The sequence below is a fragment of the Candidatus Limnocylindria bacterium genome (genome assembly GCA_036523395.1).
In the GTDB taxonomy this organism is placed as follows: Bacteria; Chloroflexota; Limnocylindria; order P2-11E; family P2-11E; genus CF-39.
Genome location: DATDEH010000118.1, coordinates 1 through 16742, shown reverse-complemented (window position 1 = coordinate 16742; position 16742 = coordinate 1). Strand labels below are relative to the sequence as shown.

The 16742-nt window shown below is 68.3% G+C and carries 21 protein-coding genes; all 21 read left to right on the top strand.

The genetic code is table 11. From position 1 onward, the window contains the following. Nucleotides 1–4: 4 nt before the first annotated feature. Nucleotides 5–1288: a preprotein translocase subunit SecY gene (secY, locus tag VI056_14815; GenBank protein HEY6204292.1), complete on the top strand. Its 1284-nt coding sequence runs from the start codon at nt 5–7 to the stop codon at nt 1286–1288. Further along, nucleotides 1288–1968 carry an adenylate kinase gene (locus VI056_14810; protein HEY6204291.1) on the top strand — a complete coding sequence of 227 codons (681 nt, stop codon included), beginning with the start codon at nt 1288–1290 and terminating at the stop codon, nt 1966–1968. The genes secY and VI056_14810 overlap by 1 nt, the downstream gene beginning before the upstream one ends. Further along, the gene (map, locus tag VI056_14805) at nt 1965–2750 is read left to right on the top strand and encodes a type I methionyl aminopeptidase (protein ID HEY6204290.1); all 786 of its coding nucleotides are present in this window, start codon (nt 1965–1967) and stop codon (nt 2748–2750) included. The genes VI056_14810 and map overlap by 4 nt, the downstream gene beginning before the upstream one ends. Nucleotides 2751–2834: 84 nt before the next feature. Further along, complete coding sequence (infA, locus tag VI056_14800; protein ID HEY6204289.1) at nt 2835–3068, top strand: translation initiation factor IF-1; 234 nt, start codon at nt 2835–2837, stop codon at nt 3066–3068. Nucleotides 3069–3126: 58 nt separating this feature from the next. Then, a complete protein-coding gene (gene rpmJ / locus VI056_14795; GenBank protein HEY6204288.1) occupies nt 3127–3240 on the top strand; it encodes a 50S ribosomal protein L36 in 114 nt (37 codons plus the stop codon). Nucleotides 3241–3249: 9 nt separating this feature from the next. Then, nucleotides 3250–3633 carry a 30S ribosomal protein S13 gene (gene rpsM / locus VI056_14790; protein HEY6204287.1) on the top strand — a complete coding sequence of 128 codons (384 nt, stop codon included), beginning with the start codon at nt 3250–3252 and terminating at the stop codon, nt 3631–3633. Continuing rightward, nucleotides 3633–4142, top strand: a complete 510-nt coding sequence (gene rpsK, locus VI056_14785; protein ID HEY6204286.1) for a 30S ribosomal protein S11 — start codon at nt 3633–3635, stop codon at nt 4140–4142. Before rpsM ends, rpsK begins: the two co-directional genes overlap by 1 nt. After that, nucleotides 4143–4766, top strand: a complete 624-nt coding sequence (gene rpsD, locus VI056_14780) for a 30S ribosomal protein S4 (GenBank protein ID HEY6204285.1) — start codon at nt 4143–4145, stop codon at nt 4764–4766. 90 nt (nt 4767–4856) lie between these two features. Continuing rightward, nucleotides 4857–5894 carry a DNA-directed RNA polymerase subunit alpha gene (locus VI056_14775; protein HEY6204284.1) on the top strand — a complete coding sequence of 346 codons (1038 nt, stop codon included), beginning with the start codon at nt 4857–4859 and terminating at the stop codon, nt 5892–5894. Further along, on the top strand, nt 5895–6422 hold the full coding sequence (gene rplQ / locus VI056_14770) for a 50S ribosomal protein L17 (GenBank protein ID HEY6204283.1): 528 nt from the start codon (nt 5895–5897) through the stop codon (nt 6420–6422). Between the two features lie 33 nt (nt 6423–6455). After that, nucleotides 6456–7199, top strand: a complete 744-nt coding sequence (gene truA, locus VI056_14765) for a tRNA pseudouridine(38-40) synthase TruA (GenBank protein ID HEY6204282.1) — start codon at nt 6456–6458, stop codon at nt 7197–7199. 2 nt (nt 7200–7201) lie between these two features. Next, nucleotides 7202–7645, top strand: a complete 444-nt coding sequence (gene rplM / locus VI056_14760; GenBank protein ID HEY6204281.1) for a 50S ribosomal protein L13 — start codon at nt 7202–7204, stop codon at nt 7643–7645. Further along, on the top strand, nt 7642–8037 hold the full coding sequence (gene rpsI / locus VI056_14755; GenBank protein HEY6204280.1) for a 30S ribosomal protein S9: 396 nt from the start codon (nt 7642–7644) through the stop codon (nt 8035–8037). The genes rplM and rpsI overlap by 4 nt, the downstream gene beginning before the upstream one ends. Before the next feature lie 36 nt (nt 8038–8073). Continuing rightward, nucleotides 8074–9261: a hypothetical protein gene (locus VI056_14750; protein ID HEY6204279.1), complete on the top strand. Its 1188-nt coding sequence runs from the start codon at nt 8074–8076 to the stop codon at nt 9259–9261. Next, entirely contained in the window at nt 9262–10092 is an 831-nt protein-coding gene (gene cdaA, locus VI056_14745; GenBank protein HEY6204278.1) for a diadenylate cyclase CdaA, read from the top strand. 2 nt (nt 10093–10094) lie between these two features. After that, nucleotides 10095–11357, top strand: a complete 1263-nt coding sequence (locus tag VI056_14740) for a CdaR family protein (GenBank protein ID HEY6204277.1) — start codon at nt 10095–10097, stop codon at nt 11355–11357. Then, nucleotides 11354–12682 carry a phosphoglucosamine mutase gene (gene glmM, locus VI056_14735; protein HEY6204276.1) on the top strand — a complete coding sequence of 443 codons (1329 nt, stop codon included), beginning with the start codon at nt 11354–11356 and terminating at the stop codon, nt 12680–12682. The genes VI056_14740 and glmM overlap by 4 nt, the downstream gene beginning before the upstream one ends. 2 nt (nt 12683–12684) lie before the next feature. After that, a complete protein-coding gene (gene glmS / locus VI056_14730) occupies nt 12685–14529 on the top strand; it encodes a glutamine--fructose-6-phosphate transaminase (isomerizing) (GenBank protein HEY6204275.1) in 1845 nt (614 codons plus the stop codon). Then, nucleotides 14526–14906 carry a holo-ACP synthase gene (gene acpS, locus VI056_14725; protein HEY6204274.1) on the top strand — a complete coding sequence of 127 codons (381 nt, stop codon included), beginning with the start codon at nt 14526–14528 and terminating at the stop codon, nt 14904–14906. Before glmS ends, acpS begins: the two co-directional genes overlap by 4 nt. Beyond that, entirely contained in the window at nt 14903–15790 is an 888-nt protein-coding gene (locus VI056_14720; GenBank protein ID HEY6204273.1) for an NAD(P)H-hydrate dehydratase, read from the top strand. The genes acpS and VI056_14720 overlap by 4 nt, the downstream gene beginning before the upstream one ends. Beyond that, a partial coding sequence (gene alr, locus VI056_14715; protein HEY6204272.1) for an alanine racemase occupies nt 15787–16742 on the top strand: 956 nt, incomplete at its 3' end. The genes VI056_14720 and alr, both read left to right, overlap by 4 nt.

Here is a 16742-nt window from a genome sequence, read left to right as displayed (position 1 = left end):
CCCGATGGGCATGTTCACCGCGCTGCTCGAGGCGTTCCGGACGCCGGACCTGCGGAACAAGATCCTCTTCACCCTGGGCATGCTCGTCGTGTTCCGCTTTCTCGCGCACGTGCCGCTCCCGGGCGTGGACCAGGCGCAGCTCCAGAACGTCCTCAACTCGAGCCAGCTGCTGAACCTGCTCGACCTGTTCTCGGGCGGCGGGCTCGCGAAGCTGTCGGTCGTCGCGCTCGGCGTGAACCCCTACATCAACGCCTCGATCATCATGACCCTGCTCAACCAGACGATCCCCGCGCTCGAGCGCCTCTCGAAGGAAGGCGAGTACGGGCGCAACAAGATCAACCAGTACACGCGGGTCCTCACCGTGCCGCTCGCGCTGCTTCAGGGCATCGGCGTCGCCGTGTTCATGCAGCGCTCGGGAGTTCTGCCGAACTTCGGTCCCGGCGACCTGGGCCTGACGCTCGCGATCCTCGCCTCGCTGACCTCGGGGACGCTCATCCTCATGTGGCTGGGCGAGCTGATCAGCGAGCGCGGTATCGGAAACGGCATCAGCTTCATCATCTTCGCGGGGATCGTCGGCCGGATGCCGACCACGATCTCGCAGACGTTCGAAGTGCAGCAGAACGTCTTCGCCCTCGCGTCGATCGCGATCATCGCGGTCCTCGTGATCGCCGCGATCATCTTCATCCAGGAGGGCCAGCGGCGCATCCCGGTGCAATACGCGAAGCGGGTGCGTGGAACACGGATGTACTCCGGCGGGAGCACGCACATCCCGCTCCGCGTGAACAGCGCCGGCGTCATCCCGATCATCTTCGCGATCTCGATCCTGCTGCTGCCGAGCCAGGTGGCGCAGTACTTCACGACGAGCGAGACGGATTGGGTCAGCAGCCTCGCGAACGGCATCGTCGGCGCGTTCGCCAATCCGGTCTTCTACAACAGCCTGTACTTCGTGCTCGTCGTGGCGTTCACGTTCTTCTACACCGCGTTCACGTTCGTGCCGAACGACGTGGCGGACAACATCAAGCGTTACGGCGGGTTCATCCCCGGGATCCGGCCCGGCCGCCCGACCGCGGAGTTCCTCGGGCGCGTCGTCACGCGCATCACGATCGCGGGCGCGCTGTTCCTCGGCATCGTCGCGGTCATGCCCACGCTCATCGGTGACATCACCGGCGTGCAGACGCTCCGCCTCGGCGGCACGAGCATCCTCATCGTCGTGGGCGTCGTCGTCGAGACGATGAAGCAGCTCGAGGCGCAGCTCCTGCAGCGCAGCTACGAGGGGTTCATCCGCTAGTGCCGGGGGGCGATCTCATCCTGATGGGCCCCCCGGGCTCGGGCAAAGGCACGCAGGCACGCCGCATGGTCGATGAGCTTGGGTACGTGCAGCTCGCGACCGGCGACCTCTTCCGCGCCCACCTCTCGCAGGGCACCGAGCTCGGGAAGCTCGCGCAGACCTATATGTCGAAGGGCCAGTACGTGCCCGACGACGTGACGGTGAAGATGGTGCGCGAACGGCTCGCCGACATCCCGCGCAAGACGCGCGTGGTCTTCGACGGCTTCCCGCGAACGGTCGCGCAGGCCGCGGCGCTCGGCAAGCTTCTCAAGGAGTGCGGGCGGACCCTCGCCGCGGTCCTCCTCCTAGACGTTCCCCGTGACGAGCTGCTCGTCCGGCTCGGCGCGCGCGCGACGTGCTCGCGCTGCCAGACCGTGTACTCCCTCGCGGTCCGTCCGCCGAAGGTGCCGGGCGTCTGTGACCGCTGCGGTGGACCGGTCAGCGCGACGGCGCGCTCCGATGAGTCGCCTGAGGTCGTGAAGAAGCGTCTCGAGATCTACGACAACGAGACGAAGCCGGTCATCGACTACTACGAGAGCCGCGGCTTGTTACAGCGAGTCTCTGGCGTGGGCACCATGGACGAGATCGGTGCGCGTCTGACAGCGCTCCTCGATCGCCGCAAGGGCGGGCGAGACAAGTGATCACGCTGAAGACACCGCAGGAGACCGCGAAGATGCGCGAGGCGGGGCGCATCGTCGCCGAGATGCTCTCCGCATGCCGCGCCGCCGTGCGGCCCGGCGTCACCACGGCTGAGCTCGACCGTATCGCGGCCGACGTCCTGAAGCGCCACGGCGCGGCGTCGAACTTCAAGGGCTACGGCGTGCCGGTGCTCCCGCCGTTCCCGGGCGTCATCTGCACGAGCGTGAACGAGCAGGTCGTGCACGGCATCCCTGGCAAGCGGCGCCTGAAGGAGGGCGAGATCATCAGCATCGACGCCGGCGCGATCGTGGAGGGCTGGCATGCCGACGCCGCGGTCACGGTGCCGGTCGGCGAGGTGTCGGCGCAGGCCGCGAAGCTCATCGCGGTCACCGACGAAGCGCTCCGGCGCGCGATCGGGGCGGCGGCCGTCGGCAAGCGCCTCGGAGACATCGGCGCAGCGGTGCAGCGGTTCGTCGAGGCCCAGGGCTTCAGCGTCGTCCGGAACTACGTCGGCCACGGCATCGGCCGGGCGATGCACGAGGAGCCGCAGGTCCCCAATTACGGCGCGCCCGAGCGGGGGCTCCAGATAAAGGAGGGCCTCTGCATCGCGATCGAGCCGATGGTCAACGTCGGCGGACCCCAGACGCGGACCCTGCCCGACCAGTGGACCGTCGTCACGGCCGACGGCACGCTCTCGGCCCATTTCGAGCACACACTCTGGTGCACGGCGGCCGGCCCGGTCGTTCTCACGGCGCCCGAGGGCCAGGCGGCGGCCGCGGCATGAACAGCCGTTGCCGCGCTTGGGCGGTTTCGGTACAATTTTGGTTCCCGTGGGCACACGCCGCGGAGACCGCTGTGTCTGGAGTCCATGGCAAGTAACAAGCCGTCCAAGGACGTGATCGAGGTGGAGGGCACCGTGTCCGAAGCCCTCCCCAACGCGATGTTCAAGGTGGAGCTCCAGAACGGGCACGCGGTGCTGGCACACATCTCGGGGAAGATGCGGATGAATTTCATTCGAGTCGTTCCGGGGGACAAAGTCCTCGTCGAATTGTCGCCGTACGACTTGAAGCGAGGTCGCATCACGCGAAGGGTCCGGTACTAGCGTTCGAAGTCAAAAGTTTGAATCACGCGACTAAGTGGCGAGGAGCGATTTGTCCTAGATGAAAGTCCGGGCGTCCGTCAAGAAGCGTTGCGACAAGTGCAAGATCATCCGCCGCGACCGTCAGATCCTCGTGATCTGTTCGGAGCCGAAGCACAAGCAGCGGCAGGGATAGGGGAGACGAATGGCACGTATCGCCGGCGTTGACATCCCGCGCGAGAAGCGCGTCGACGTGTCGCTTCGCTACATCTTCGGCATCGGACCGACGACCGCGCGCGACGTGCTCGAGCAGGCGCGCGTCGACGGCGCGGTGCGCGTGCGCGATCTCACCGAGCCTCAGGTCGCGAAGATCCGCGAGATCATCGACCGCGGCTTCACAGTCGAGGGTGACCTCCGCCGCGAGGTCGCGATGAACATCAAGCGTCTCCAGGAGATCGGCAGTTATCGCGGCTTACGGCACCGCAAGGGCCTGCCGGTCCGCGGCCAGCGCACGCGGACGAACGCACGCACGCGAAAGGGTCCACGTAAGACGGTGGCCGGAAAGAAGAAGTCGGTGTCGAAGACCTAATGGCGAAGGACAACAAGGACGTCGCCACCAAGGACCGACCGGAGCGCCGTGACGCCGCAGCTAAGGCCCCTGCGAAGGACAAGAAGGAAGGCGCGCCGGAGACGGAGCAGGCAGCCGGCGGCGCAGAGAAGGCCGCTCCGCGCAAGAAGCGCGAGCGACGTGTCGTCCCGCGCGGCGCAGCGCACATCAAGGCGTCGTTCAACAACACGATCATCTCGATCAGCGACCCCGTCGGGAACATCATCGCGTGGTCGTCCGCCGGCGCGTCCGGCTGGAAGGGATCGCGCAAGAGCACCCCGTACGCGGCGCAGGTCGCTGCCGAGAACGCCGCGCGCAAGGCGATCGACACCGGCATGAAGACCGTCGAAGTGTTCGTGCGCGGCCCGGGCGCCGGACGCGAAGCGGCCATCCGTGCGCTCGAGGCCACAGGCCTCGAGGTCACCGCGATCACCGACGTGACGCCGATCCCGCACAACGGTTGCCGCCCACCAAAGCGGCGGAGGGTCTAAATGGCGCGCTATACCGGTCCGGTTTGCCGTCTCTGCCGCCGCGAGGGAATGAAGCTCTTCCTCAAAGGCGAGAAGTGCCTCACGAAGTGCACCTTCGAGCGGCGCAGCTCGCCGCCGGGCATGCACCAGCAGCGGCGCCGCAAGGTCTCGGACTTCGCGCTGCAGCTTCGTGAGAAGCAGAAGGCGCGTCGGATCTATGGCGTGCTCGAGCGCCAGATGAAGAACACCTTCGAGCAGGCCGCGGAGATCAAGGGCGCGACGGGCGAGGTCATGCTCCAGAACCTGGAGCGGCGCCTCGACAACACGGTGTACCGCGCCGGCTTCGGGAAGTCGCGTTCGCAGGCGCGCCAGCTCGTGGCGCACGCGCACATCAAGGTGAACGGCACCGTCACGAAGACGCCCAGCTATCAGGTGAAGCCGGGCGACACCATCGAGGTGCGGGAGACGAGCCGCGACTCGAACTACTTCAAGGAGATGCTGGCCTGGGCGAAGACGCAGACGCGACCGGGCTGGCTCGAGACCGATCCCGACAACTTCAGCGCAAAGGTGCTGGCCGTCCCGTCTCGCGAGCAGATCGAGGCGCAGGTCAACACCCAGCTCATCGTTGAGCACTACTCGAGATGACAGCGGGGCTGGCATCTCGAGCTGCGCCTGCGACTGAAAGCCGCGTGGTGCAGACACACCAGATGACCACAGCAGGAAGGACTTAAGCCAATGACCATCGTGGAACTCGAATACCCCAAGATCGAGCGCGTCGAAGGCGACGAGCGCTACGCGAAGTTTGCGTGCGAGCCGCTGCCACCCGGATACGGCACGACGCTCGGCAACTCGCTACGCCGCGTGCTGCTGTCATCGCTGCCGGGCGCGGCCATCACCGCCGCCCGCGTACGCGGTGTCGCGCACGAGTTCTCGACGATCCCCGGCGTCAAGGAAGACGTCGTCCAGATCGTCCTCAACCTGAAGCAGATCCGTCTCCGCTCGTTCTCGAACGAGCCGGTGACGCTCACGATCGAAAAGGAAGGCCCCGGTGTCGCGACCGCGGCGGACATCATCACGACCAGCGAGATCGAGATCGTGAACCCGGAGGCGCCGATCGCGACGCTCGAGCCCGAAGCGTCACTCTGGATGGAGCTCACGATCGAGACCGGTCGCGGCTTCCACTCGGCCGAGCGGCGCGAGGGACTGCCGATCGGCGTCATTCCGATCGACGCGCTCTACAGCCCGGTCAAGAAGGTGAACTTCGCGGTCGAGAGCACGCGCGTCGGTCAGGTGACCAACTACGACCGCCTGATCCTCGAGGTCTGGACCGACGGCACGACGACGCCGGACGAAGCCGTCGCGCAGGGCTCGAACATCCTCGTGCAGCAGTTCAGCATGTTCGCTGGCCTCACGAAGACGCAGACCGCGATCGCCGCCCCGGATCGCACGAACGGCAGCGCGCTGCCGTCGGCCATCTCCGACATGCCGATCGAGGACCTCGATCTTCCGCAGCGAGCGTTCAACTCGCTCAAGCGGCACGGCATCACGAAGGTCGGCCAGCTCCTCCAGACCCCCGACGAGGAGCTGCTCCGCATGCGCAACTTCGGGAAGAAGTCGCTCGACGAGATCAAGGAGCGGCTCGCGGCGCGCGGGCTCATCGAAGCGCCGGTCCGTGACGAGAGCGTCATCGACGACGGCGGCACGGACGCGGGTCCTGCGGACGCCGCTCCCGATGACGGCGAGGACGAGACGAGCAGGAGCGAGGAGTCCTAGTTGCCCCATCAGGTCCATCAGCGCAAGTTCGGGCGCACGACCGGCCAGCGACGCACGATGCTGAAGAACCTCACGCTGTCGGTGCTGCGGTACGAGCGCGTCAAGACGACCGAGGCGAAGGCCAAGGAGATCCGTGGCTTCGTCGATCGCATGATCAACCTCGGCAAGGACGGATCGCTCTCCGCGCGCAGGCGCGCGCAGGGCTGGCTGCCGGAGCAGGTCATCGTGGAGAAGGTCTTCGACGACCTCGCGAAGCGCTACCCCGACCGTACCTCGGGATACCTGCGGACGACGCACCTGCCGCGCCGGGTGGGCGACTCCGCGCCGCTCATGCTGCTCGAGCTCATGCCCGCGACCGAGGAGAAGAAGGCCGAGGCCGACACCGAGGCCGCTCCGAAGCGACGCCGGCTGGCTCTGCCCGGTCGCCGCGCGAAGCCGGCCGCCGACACGACGAAGGCCGAGAGCGCGCCCGCAAAGAAGCGCGCTCCCGCGCGCCAGAAGACGACGGCGGGCGCGAAGGAGGCATAGCGAGCGACTGAGACGAAGCACTGGAAGGCGCGCGTGGCGTATGACGGGACCGCCTATGCGGGGTTCCAGATCCAGCCGAACGCGCCGACGGTGCAGGGTGAGCTCGAACGCGTCCTCTCGGTGATCTGCGGGGAGCCGGTGCGGATCACCGGCGCGGGTCGGACGGACGCGGGAGTGCACGCCAGCGGACAGGTCATCGATCTTCGGACGACGAGCAGTCTTGGAACAGCGGAGCTGGAGAGAGGGGTCAACGCCCTTCTGCCCGAGGACATCGCGATCTCGGATCTGGAGCCCGCGGAGGATTCGTTCCACGCGAGGTTCTCGGCGACGGGACGCACATATGAATATCGGATCCGCAACGCGGCGGTGCGCGACCCGCTCTGGACGCGCCGCGAGCACTGGCATCCGGGTGAGCTCGATGTCGCGGCGATGCTGGCGGCGGCGGTCCATCTCGTCGGACGCCACGATTTCGCCGCATTCGCGGCCGGCGAGTCGGGAGAGCGCACCGTGAAGCGCGTGGAATGGATCTCCGAGGGGAGCGTGCTCCGCTTCGAGATCGAATCGGACGCGTTCCTTCGCGGAATGGTCCGCGGCATCGTGGGGACGCTGCTGTGGGTCGGTCGCGGCAAGCTCACGGTCGGGCGCTTCGCGGAGGTGCTCGAGACGAGGGACCGCTCGCTCGCGGGGCCGAGCGCGCCGGCGAAGGGCCTGTGCCTGGTGGCGGTCCGGTATGGTGGCGAACGAAGACGACAGGACGGAAGCGAGAACTGGGAATAATGATGACAAAGACATACGCGGTGAAGACAGCGGACATCAAGCGCGAGTGGCGAGTAGTCGACGCCGACGGGGCGACCCTCGGTCGTCTCGCGACGCGTATCGCGACGATGCTGCGTGGAAAGCACCGCGCCACGTTCTCGACACACATCGACACCGGCGATCCGGTCATCGTCCTGAATGCCTCGAAGATCAAGGTGACCGGACGCAAGCTCCAGGCGAAGCAGTACGTCCGGCACTCCGGCTATCCAGGTGGCATGCGCACCGAGAGCCTCGAGCGGCTTCTCGCGCGGCGTCCCGAGGAGGTCATCCGGCGCGCCGTTCGTGGGATGCTCCCGCAGAACCGGCTTGGCGAGCAGATGATCCGCAAGCTCCACGTGTACGCTGGCGCCGAGCATCCGCACGCTGCCCAGCGTCCGACCGAGATGAAGGAGGCGACAGCCCGATGAAGTCAGCGCCGTATTTCCAGGGGACTGGTCGCCGAAAGACCTCGATCGCGCGCGTACGCCTCGTGCCCGGCGAGGGCACGGTCGTCGTCAACGGGAAGGCGCTGGACGACTACTTCGGCCGGGACGGCGCCACCGACCGCGCGACCCTTCCGTTCACTGTGACCAACACCGCCCGCCGCTTCAACGCCATGATCAAGGTGGAAGGTGGCGGGGTGACCGGCCAGATCGGCGCGATCGCCCACGGGATCGCTCGCGCGCTCCAGCAGATGGATAAGGAGCTCGGGCCGGCCCTCCGGAAGGCGGGGCTCCTGACGAGAGATCCCCGCGCCAAGGAGCGGAAGAAGCCGGGCCTGAAGCGGGCGCGCAAGGCGCCTCAGTTCACCAAGCGCTAGCAGCGGCGCTGCCAGCCAGCGCACACTAAGGGTGCAGTGAGCACACGCTCGTCCGACTTCAACTACAAGGTCGCGCTGGCATCCGGTCTGAAGAGCCTCCAAGCCGGTCGGCTTCGCCAGGCCGAGGAGCAGTTCCGCTATCTCTTGACGCGCTTCCCCGCCGCCGACGGCGGATACCGCGGGCTCGCGAAGGTGCTCATCGAGCAGGAGGATCGGCCCGCGGCGCTGCGCATGCTCCTCGACGGTGGTGCCGCGGTCGCGAAGGCTGGCCAGCGCGCAAGCGCGATCGGCCTCTATCGCGACGCGACCGCGCTCGATCCGCAGGATCTCACTGCGCACCGCCGCCTCGCAGCCGCGCTCATGCTCGTGGGCGAGCCGGGCACCTCAGCCGCGGAATACGTGCGCTACATCGAGGCCGCGCTCCTGCTGGGAGCGAAGGAGCGCGCCCGCGGCGAGGTGGAGTTCGCGCTCGTACGGGTCCCGGAGTCACGCGAGCTCGCGAGGCTCGCGCGCGAGCTTGGTATGGATGTGCCCGAGCCGCCGGCGGCGCCGCCGCCGCCACCCGCGCCCGTTCCTGTGGCATCGCGCCCGGTCGAAGCGGCGGCGACCAAGACAAAGGCCGCTGAAAAGGATCGCGAAGAGCTCATGCGCTCGGCGTTCGGCGCTGCGCAGCTGAGTCAGGGTTCGCCACCGCCGTCGCAACCCAATTCGCGGGACACCGCGGCGGTCGCGCCCGCGCGTGCGCCGGAGCCCGCGGCCTCCGATGCCGCGCCGACCGATGGTGCGCAGTCCGATGCCGTGCCGGTCGCGCACTCGTCATCGTGGTCGGATCCATGGACGTCCGACTCGAGCGACCCGCAGGCGGTGACGCTCGGCGGTAGCGACGGCGAACAGCGCTCCGACGACGCCGATTCACAGGCGGTCGAAGCGAATGCTGCGCGCTACCTCGCGAAGAAGGATCCACGCGGCGGAGATGCCGCGCTCGAGGCGGCGCGCCGCTACATCGCGGATGGCCGGAACGACGCGGCGTCCGATCTCCTGCTCCAACTGATCTCGAGCGGCGTGGCGGATCACGATGCGCAGCGCCTCCTGGTGGATGTGGTCCGCACGCTCGGCAAGCGCGATGTCGCGAAAGCGAAGTGTCAGCTCCTCGTGCAGGCGCTTCGCCTCGACGGACGGGAGGACCTTGCCGCGGAGGTCGAGCAGCTGGCGCTGGCGGATTAGATGGACTTCCTGAACGAGCAGCTGCAGAAGGTCTTCAACGGCCAATGCTGCGGCTGGAACAACGTCCTCGATGTCCTCATCGTGGCCGTGTTCATTTACTACGTGCTCGTCCTCATCCGCGGCACGCGCGCGGTGCAGCTGCTGCTCGGGGTGCTCGTCCTCGTCGGGATCTATGGGCTTGCCGTGCTGCTCAAGCTCGAGCTGACGAAATTCGTGCTGTCCGCGGTATTCGCCTTCGCGGTGTTCGCGCTGCTCATCGTCTTCCAACCAGAGCTCCGTCGCGCTCTCGGGCAGCTGGGACAGCTCGGCCCGCTCAACCGCCTCCTGGTGCAGCAACCGGACGAAGAGGTTGATCACGTCGTCGACGAGCTCGTGCGGGCGGCGCTGATGATCGCCGAAGCGCGGCACGGCGCGCTCATCGTCGTGGAGCGCAGTACCGGGCTCCAGGACTACAGCGAGACCGGTGTTCCCGTGAACGGGAAGCTCACCGCGGAGCTCCTCGCGTCGATCTTCATGACGCGTTCGCCGCTGCATGACGGCGCGGTGATCGTTCGCGGCGGCCAGATCCTCGCCGCCGCGTGCCTGCTGCCGCTCGAGGAAACGCCCGAGCGCGCGGCGCACCGTTACGGCATGCGTCACCGCGCGGCACTGTCGGTGAGCTCGCAGACCGACGCGGTCGTGGTGGTCGTGTCAGAGGAGACGCAGGCGATCTCGATCGCCTCGAACGGCCGCATGATCGGCGGCCTCGACGAGGAGCGTCTGCGCCGCGTGCTCTCGTCGCTCCTCCGCAGCCGCATCCAGCCGCTGCCCTTCCGCAGCAAGGCGTCCTAGCGGTGCGCGCGGTCCAGGGTCTGAGCCCGGCCTGGCTGCGCCGACGCGTCGATGTACGGCGGATCGTGACGCACGACTTTCCGCTCAAGGCCGTCGCGGTCGTGATCGCGGTCGTCTTCTGGGTCGCGATCACGCAGAACGGCACACCGCGGCCGGTGACCGTGGTGTTCGACGGTCGCATCCCGGTCGAGCGTCCGGAGAATCCGGCGGGCTATGTGCTTCGCGGACAGCTCGGTGACGTCGGCGTCACGCTGCGCGGCGCGCCGGGTGTCGCTGACCGGGTCGCGCTATCGGAGCTGCACGCGACGTTCGATGCGAAGGCGCTCAGTCTTGGACAGACCGACCCGCAAGACGCACGCGTGCAGGTCACTGTCGCCAAGGACGGCGTCGAGGTCGTGGACGTTTCGCCGCCGACGGTGTCGGTCCGTGTGGAGCGCCTGGTCTCGCGCAACCTGCTCGTGCAACCCCGGTTCGCGAACGAACCGCCGACCGGTGCGCGCGCGGGCGACGCGGCGGTCACGCCGACCGAAGTGCGGGTGACCGGGCCCGAGACGGACATCGGGCGGATAACCGCGGTCCTCGCGACGGTACGATTCGGCGACGCGCAGACCGACATCGAAACGAGTACACCGGCGATTCCGGTGGACGCGGCGGGCGTCGCGATCGACGGACTGCAGGTGGAACCCGGTGTGGTCGTCGTCAAGGTGCCGGTGCTGCCGACCGCGACGACGCGGACGGTGCCGGTGGTCTTCGCCCTGCGCGGCGTCGTCGCTCCCGGCTACTGGGTCGTCGGCGTCGCGATGGATCCGTTCGCGGTGACCGTGCGCGGCGACGAGCAGGTGCTCTCGACCCTCGATCGGATCGAGACCCTTCCGATCGAGATCGGCGACCTGAGCGCGACGAGGACCATGAGGGTGAAGTTGTCGCTCCCCACCGGCGTCACGCTGCTGCGTCCCACGGACGTGTCCGTGACCGTGACGGTGCAGGCGCTCACCGGCACACGCGTGTTCAACACGGCGGTCGTCGTGAGCGGGCTCGCGGCGAACCAGACCGCGGACCTCGATCAGACCAACGTCGGCGTGCTCGTCGCGGGTCCGGTCCCGACGCTCGCCAGCCTGCCGCCCGAGCAGGTCGTCGCCTCGGTCGATGCGGGGGGACGCGGGCCCGGCACCTACACGCTCGATGTGGCCATCCGCGTGCCGTCAGGTGTGAGCGTGCAGACGGTGCAGCCGGCCAGAGTCACGGTCACGATACGCCCGAAGTGACTCGACTTTTCGGTACCGACGGCATCCGCGGGGTCGCGAACAAGGACCTCACGCCCGAGCTTGCCCTGCGCCTGGGTCGTGCCGCGGGTCATGTGCTCGGCGGACCTGGCCACCGCGTCGTGGTCGGTCGAGACACGCGGCGTAGCGGTCGAATGCTCGAGAGCGCGCTCGCGGCGGGACTGTGCTCCGTCGGAATGGAGGTCCGCCTCACCGGCCACATCCCGACGCCAGGGCTCGCATACCTCGCGCGGACTGGAGACTTCGTCGCCGGCGCCGTGATCAGCGCATCGCACAACCCTGCGCCGGACAACGGGATCAAGTTCTTCGACCACGGCGGCGTGAAGCTGCCGGACGCGACAGAGGATGACATCGAGGCCGAGATGACCGGGGACGACAGGCTTCCGCGCCCCACCGAGGGCGGCATCGGTCTGGTCGGCGACTCGCGCGGCCTGGTGAAGGAGTACGAGGACTTCCTCGTATCGCTCGCGCCGAAGCTCGACAGCCTCCGCGTGGTGCTGGACTGCGCGAACGGCGCGACGTATCGGGTCGCGCCGTCGGTCTTCGCGCAGACCGGCGCGGAGGTGTTGACGCTCTTCGACACACCGGACGGAGCGAACATCAACGCCGGCTGTGGCGCGACGCAGCCTGAGGCGCTGCAGCGCGTTGTTGTGGACCGAAAGGCCGACATCGGCTTCGCGTTCGACGGCGACGGTGACCGCGTCATGACCGTGGACGCGCGCGGCGCGGTGCACGACGGTGACTTCGTGCTCGCGCTCGCGGCCCGGCACTTCGCCCGGCACGGTCAGCTTGAGCCGAAGATCGTCGTCGGCACCGTCATGTCGAACGGCGGCCTCGAAGCGACGCTGGCCCGCGACGGCATCCGCCTGGTGCGCACGAAGGTCGGCGACCGCTACGTGTGGGAGGAGATGCAGCGGACCGGTGCCCTCTTTGGGGGTGAGCCCTCGGGCCACGTGATCTTCAAGAACTACCACACGACGGGCGACGGGATCCTCACCGCGCTCGAGATCATGCACCTCGTCCGAGCGGAAGGACGACCGCTTACCGAGCTGGCCGCAGAGATCGAGCGCTGGCCGCAGGTAACGAAGAACGTGAAAGCCTCACGTCGCGCCGACTGGGAATCCAGCCCGAAGTTCGTGGCGGCTCTCAAGGAGGCGACGGATGCGCTGGGCACGACGGGTAGGCTGCTTGTGCGGCCATCGGGCACCGAGCCTGTGCTGCGGATCACCGTCGAGGCGCGGGACGCCACGGTCGCGTCGTCGACAGCGGCGCGCCTGGCCGACGTCGCGCAGAAGGAGCTCGTTTAGCGATGTGCGGGATCGTCGGCTACGTCGGACCGCGTGAGGCGTTGCCGCTCCTCATGGGCGGCCTGCGACGGCTCGAGTACCGCGGGTACGACTCGGCCGGCGTCGCGCTGCAGCGCAACGGGTCGCTCACGGTCCTGCGGGCGGAGGGCAAGCTCGACAACCTCGCCGCCGTCGTGGCCGCCAATCCCACGAGTGGCACGACCGGGATCGGCCACACCCGGTGGGCAACGCATGGGCGGCCGACGGAGCAGAACGCTCATCCACACGTCGACTGCGGCGGAGTGACGGCGGTGATCCACAACGGGATCATCGAAAACTTCGAGGAGCTCAAGAACCCGCTCGTCGCGCGCGGGCACATTTTCACGAGCGAGACGGACACCGAGGTCGTCGTCCACCTGCTCGAGGAAGAGCTCGCGAAGGGGAAGACGCTCGACGACGCTGCGCTGGCGGTGCTGCCTAGGCTCGAAGGCGCGGCGGCCCTCGCCTTGATCTCGGCGAAGGACCCCGGGAAGATCGTCGCGGCGCGCATCAGCAATGCCGGTGGCGTCATCGTCGGCCACGGCAAGGGCGAGAACTTCGTCGCGTCGGACATCCCCGCGCTCCTCGAGCACACGCGGACCGTCACCTTCCTCGATCACGGTGAGCTTGCGGTCGTGACCGCCGATAAGGTGACGTTCAGACGGCTCGATGGTTCGCCGCTCGAGAAGACGCCCCAGACGATCACCTGGGATCCGATCGCCGCCGCGAAGTCTGGCTTCAAGCACTTCATGCTCAAGGAGATCAACGAGCAGCCGCGAGCCATCTCGGACACGCTTCTCGGCCGCGTCGAGCGAACAACGGGACGAGTGGTCTTTGACCAGGACCTGAAGATGGACGAGGCGTACGTCCGGACGCTGCCGCGGATCACGTTCGTGGCCTGCGGGACGGCGTGTCACGCGGCGATGGTGGGGAAGTACCTCATCGAGCGCCTTGCTCGGATCCCGTGTGACGTCGAGGTCGCATCGGAGTACCGCTATCGCGATCCGGTCGTGACGCCGGGGCAGCTTGTGGTGGCCGTGACGCAGTCGGGTGAGACCGCGGACACGCTCGCCGCGATGGAGGAAGGGCGGAAGCGCGGCGCGCGGATCCTCTCGGTCGTGAATGTCGTGGGCAGCCAGGCGAGCCGTGTTTCCGACGACGTCATCTACCTCCACGCCGGACCCGAGATCAGCGTCGCATCCACGAAGGCCTACACCTCGATGCTCGTCGACCTCTACCTGTTCGCGATCTATCTCGCGCAGCGGCGCGGCACGATAGACGCCAAGACGTCCACGAGCCTGCTCGCTGAAGCATTCCACCTCCCGACGCTCATGGATGCCGTGCTTCGAGAGGAAGGCAAGATCCGCACGCTTGCGTATCGCTACCATCAGGCAAAGGATTTCCTGCACCTCGGACGCGGTGTGAATTACCCGACGGCGCTCGAAGGCGCGCTCAAGCTGAAGGAGCTGTCGTACATCCACGCCGAAGGGAGTGCGGCGGGCGAGATGAAGCACGGCATCAACGCCCTCATCGATGAGGATCTCCCCGTGGTCGCGATCGCGCTCCGTGACTCGACGTACAAGAAGATGGTCTCGAACATCGAAGAGGTGCGCGCTCGGGCGGGTGTTGTCATCGCGCTCGCACATGATGACGACGAAGACATCGCGCGCCACGCCGACGAGGTCATTCGCATCCCGAAGACGAACGAGCTGCTATCGCCGGCGCTCGCCGTCGTTCCACTGCAGCTGCTCGCCTATCACATCGCGGACCGGCGCGGAAACGATGTCGACCAGCCGCGCAACCTCGCGAAGAGCGTGACCGTCGAGTGACCGCGAGCGGCGCGACCGAAGTGGGCATCGACATCATCGAGACGCACCGGATCCGCGGCGTGCTCGAGAGACACGACACGCGCTTCCTGCACCGTGTGTACACCGAGTGGGAGCGCATGTATTGCCGGCGCAACGTGCTGCATCTCGCCGGACGCTGGGCCGCGAAGGAGGCAGTCTCGAAGGTCCTGGGCCTCGGAGTGCGCGGCGTCGGGTGGCGCGAGATCGAGATCAAGCGGACGCCGTACGGCCAGCCCACGGTGACGCTCCATGGCCGCGCCGAGCAGCGACGCCGCGTGCTCGGACTCGCGGAGCCGCTCACGGTGAGCATCTCGCACATCCGCGATCTCGCGGTCGCGGTCGCCGTGGGCGTGCGCTGACGGCCCCGAGTCAGCCTCTCGACGCGCGGCTCGTCCGCGCGTCGCTCCGACCGCTCCCACCGGACGCCGGCAAGGAAGCGCGCGGACGCGTGCTCATCGTCGGCGGATCCCATCGGTATCCGGGAGCGGTGCTCCTTGCCGCGCGAGCGGCGGCCCGGTGTGGCGCCGGCGTCGTCACGGTCGCGGCGGCGCGTTCGCTCGTGGAGATGGTCGCCGGACAGGATCCGAACATCACGTTCTTCCCGCTCGCTGAGGCGCAGCCTGGCGTCGTCGCCACCGGTGCGGCCGCGCAGGTCACACCGATCTTCGGCGACAAGATCCGGGCGATGCTGATCGGCCCCGGTCTGGCGCATGCGTCCGGCACGGACGATTTTGTCGTCGCGCTCCTGCGTAACGCGAAGGCCGTGGGGACCGTCATCGATGCCGACGGACTCAATGCGCTCGCGCGCACCGAGGATTGGGCCGCGGCGCTGCCGAAAGCGGCGATCCTCACGCCGCACGACGGTGAGGCCGCGCGCCTGGCCGGGCGTGTCGTTCCGACCGGCGCGGCCCGCGTGGCGTTCGCCGAGAGATACGCGGAGTCGTGGAAGGCGGTCGTCGTGCTCAAAGGTCCGGTCACCGTCGTGAGCGACGGAAAGCGGACCTACGTGCACGACGCGCCGAACCCGACCCTCGGCGTCGGCGGATCGGGCGATGCGCTCGGCGGCGCGGTCGCGGCGTTCGTCGCGCGCGGCCTCGCACCGCTCGCGGCGGGGGCCGCGGCCGTGTGGGTCCACGGCCGCGCGGGCGCGCTCCTCGCGGCGGAGGTCGGTGAGTCGGGCGCGCTCGCGACGGACATCGTCGACGCCATGCCACGCGCGCTGCGCGAGATCCTTTCGAAATGAGCGTCTCCGCTCCACTGCGGTCGACCGTCGTCGACGTCGACCTCGACGCGATCGCCGCGAATCTCGTCGCGTTGAAGGCGCGGGGCGGCGCGGACGTCATCGCCGTCGTGAAGGCAGACGCCTACGGCCACGGCGTCGAGGCGGTCGCCGAGACGCTGTTGGAGGCCGGTGCGGCGATGCTCGCGGTCGTCACCGTCGAGGAGGCGCTGGTGATCCGTCGCGCCGGCATCACGGCGCCCGTCCTCGTGCTGTTCGGCGCCTCGGACCGCGCGGAGGCGGAGGCTGCCGTCGCCGCCGACCTCACGCTGGTCGTATGGGACCTGGAGCGCGCGCGCCTCCTCGACGACGCCGCGGCGGCCGCGAGCGCGAGGGCGCGAGTGCACTTCAAAGTGGACACTGGCCTGACGCGACTCGGCGCGCCGTTCTCCGAAGCGCCGGAGCGACTGCGTGCGATCCGTGAACTGCGACACGTCGAGGTCGACGGCATCTTCACGCATCTCGCGACCTCTGATGAGCCCGACGTCAGCGGTGATCGGGAGCAGCTGGCGCGCTTCGCCGACCTGTTGCGTGACACGAGAGAGTTGCCGCGCTGGATCCACGCCGCCGCGAGCGCAGGCGTTGCCACGTTCGGCGCGACCCCGGGCTTCACCGCGATCCGGCCCGGGCTCTCGCTCTACGGTCTGCACACCGCGCCGCACCTCGAATCGGCGCTCCGGCTGCGGCCAGCGCTGGAGTGGCGCTCGCGGATCCATCGCGTCGCCGCGGTGCCGAAGGGCACCGGCGTCTCGTACGGCCTCGAGTACCGGATGCCGCGCGACGGTCGTGTCGCTACGGTGCCGGTCGGCTACGGGGATGGCCTCCCGCGCGTGCTCGGCAAACGCGGCAGGGTCCTTGTCGGTGGACGGCCGCTTCCCTTCGCTGGGCGCGTGTGCATGGACCTCGTCATGCTTGA

Excerpts from the sequence above, each read along its gene's own strand:
- VI056_14775 (HEY6204284.1), top strand. The coding sequence starts at position 4,857 with ATGACCATCGTGGAACTCGAATACCCCAAGATCGAGCGCGTCGAAGGC.
- secY (HEY6204292.1), top strand. The coding sequence starts at position 5 with ATGGGCATGTTCACCGCGCTGCTCGAGGCGTTCCGGACGCCGGACCTG.
- glmS (HEY6204275.1), top strand. The coding sequence starts at position 12,685 with ATGTGCGGGATCGTCGGCTACGTCGGACCGCGTGAGGCGTTGCCGCTC.
- rplM (HEY6204281.1), top strand. The coding sequence starts at position 7,202 with ATGACAAAGACATACGCGGTGAAGACAGCGGACATCAAGCGCGAGTGG.
- infA (HEY6204289.1), top strand. The coding sequence starts at position 2,835 with ATGGCAAGTAACAAGCCGTCCAAGGACGTGATCGAGGTGGAGGGCACC.
- rpsM (HEY6204287.1), top strand. The coding sequence starts at position 3,250 with ATGGCACGTATCGCCGGCGTTGACATCCCGCGCGAGAAGCGCGTCGAC.
- rpsD (HEY6204285.1), top strand. The coding sequence starts at position 4,143 with ATGGCGCGCTATACCGGTCCGGTTTGCCGTCTCTGCCGCCGCGAGGGA.
- cdaA (HEY6204278.1), top strand. The coding sequence starts at position 9,262 with ATGGACTTCCTGAACGAGCAGCTGCAGAAGGTCTTCAACGGCCAATGC.
- rpmJ (HEY6204288.1), top strand. The coding sequence starts at position 3,127 with ATGAAAGTCCGGGCGTCCGTCAAGAAGCGTTGCGACAAGTGCAAGATC.
- rpsI (HEY6204280.1), top strand. The coding sequence starts at position 7,642 with ATGAAGTCAGCGCCGTATTTCCAGGGGACTGGTCGCCGAAAGACCTCG.
- rpsK (HEY6204286.1), top strand. The coding sequence starts at position 3,633 with ATGGCGAAGGACAACAAGGACGTCGCCACCAAGGACCGACCGGAGCGC.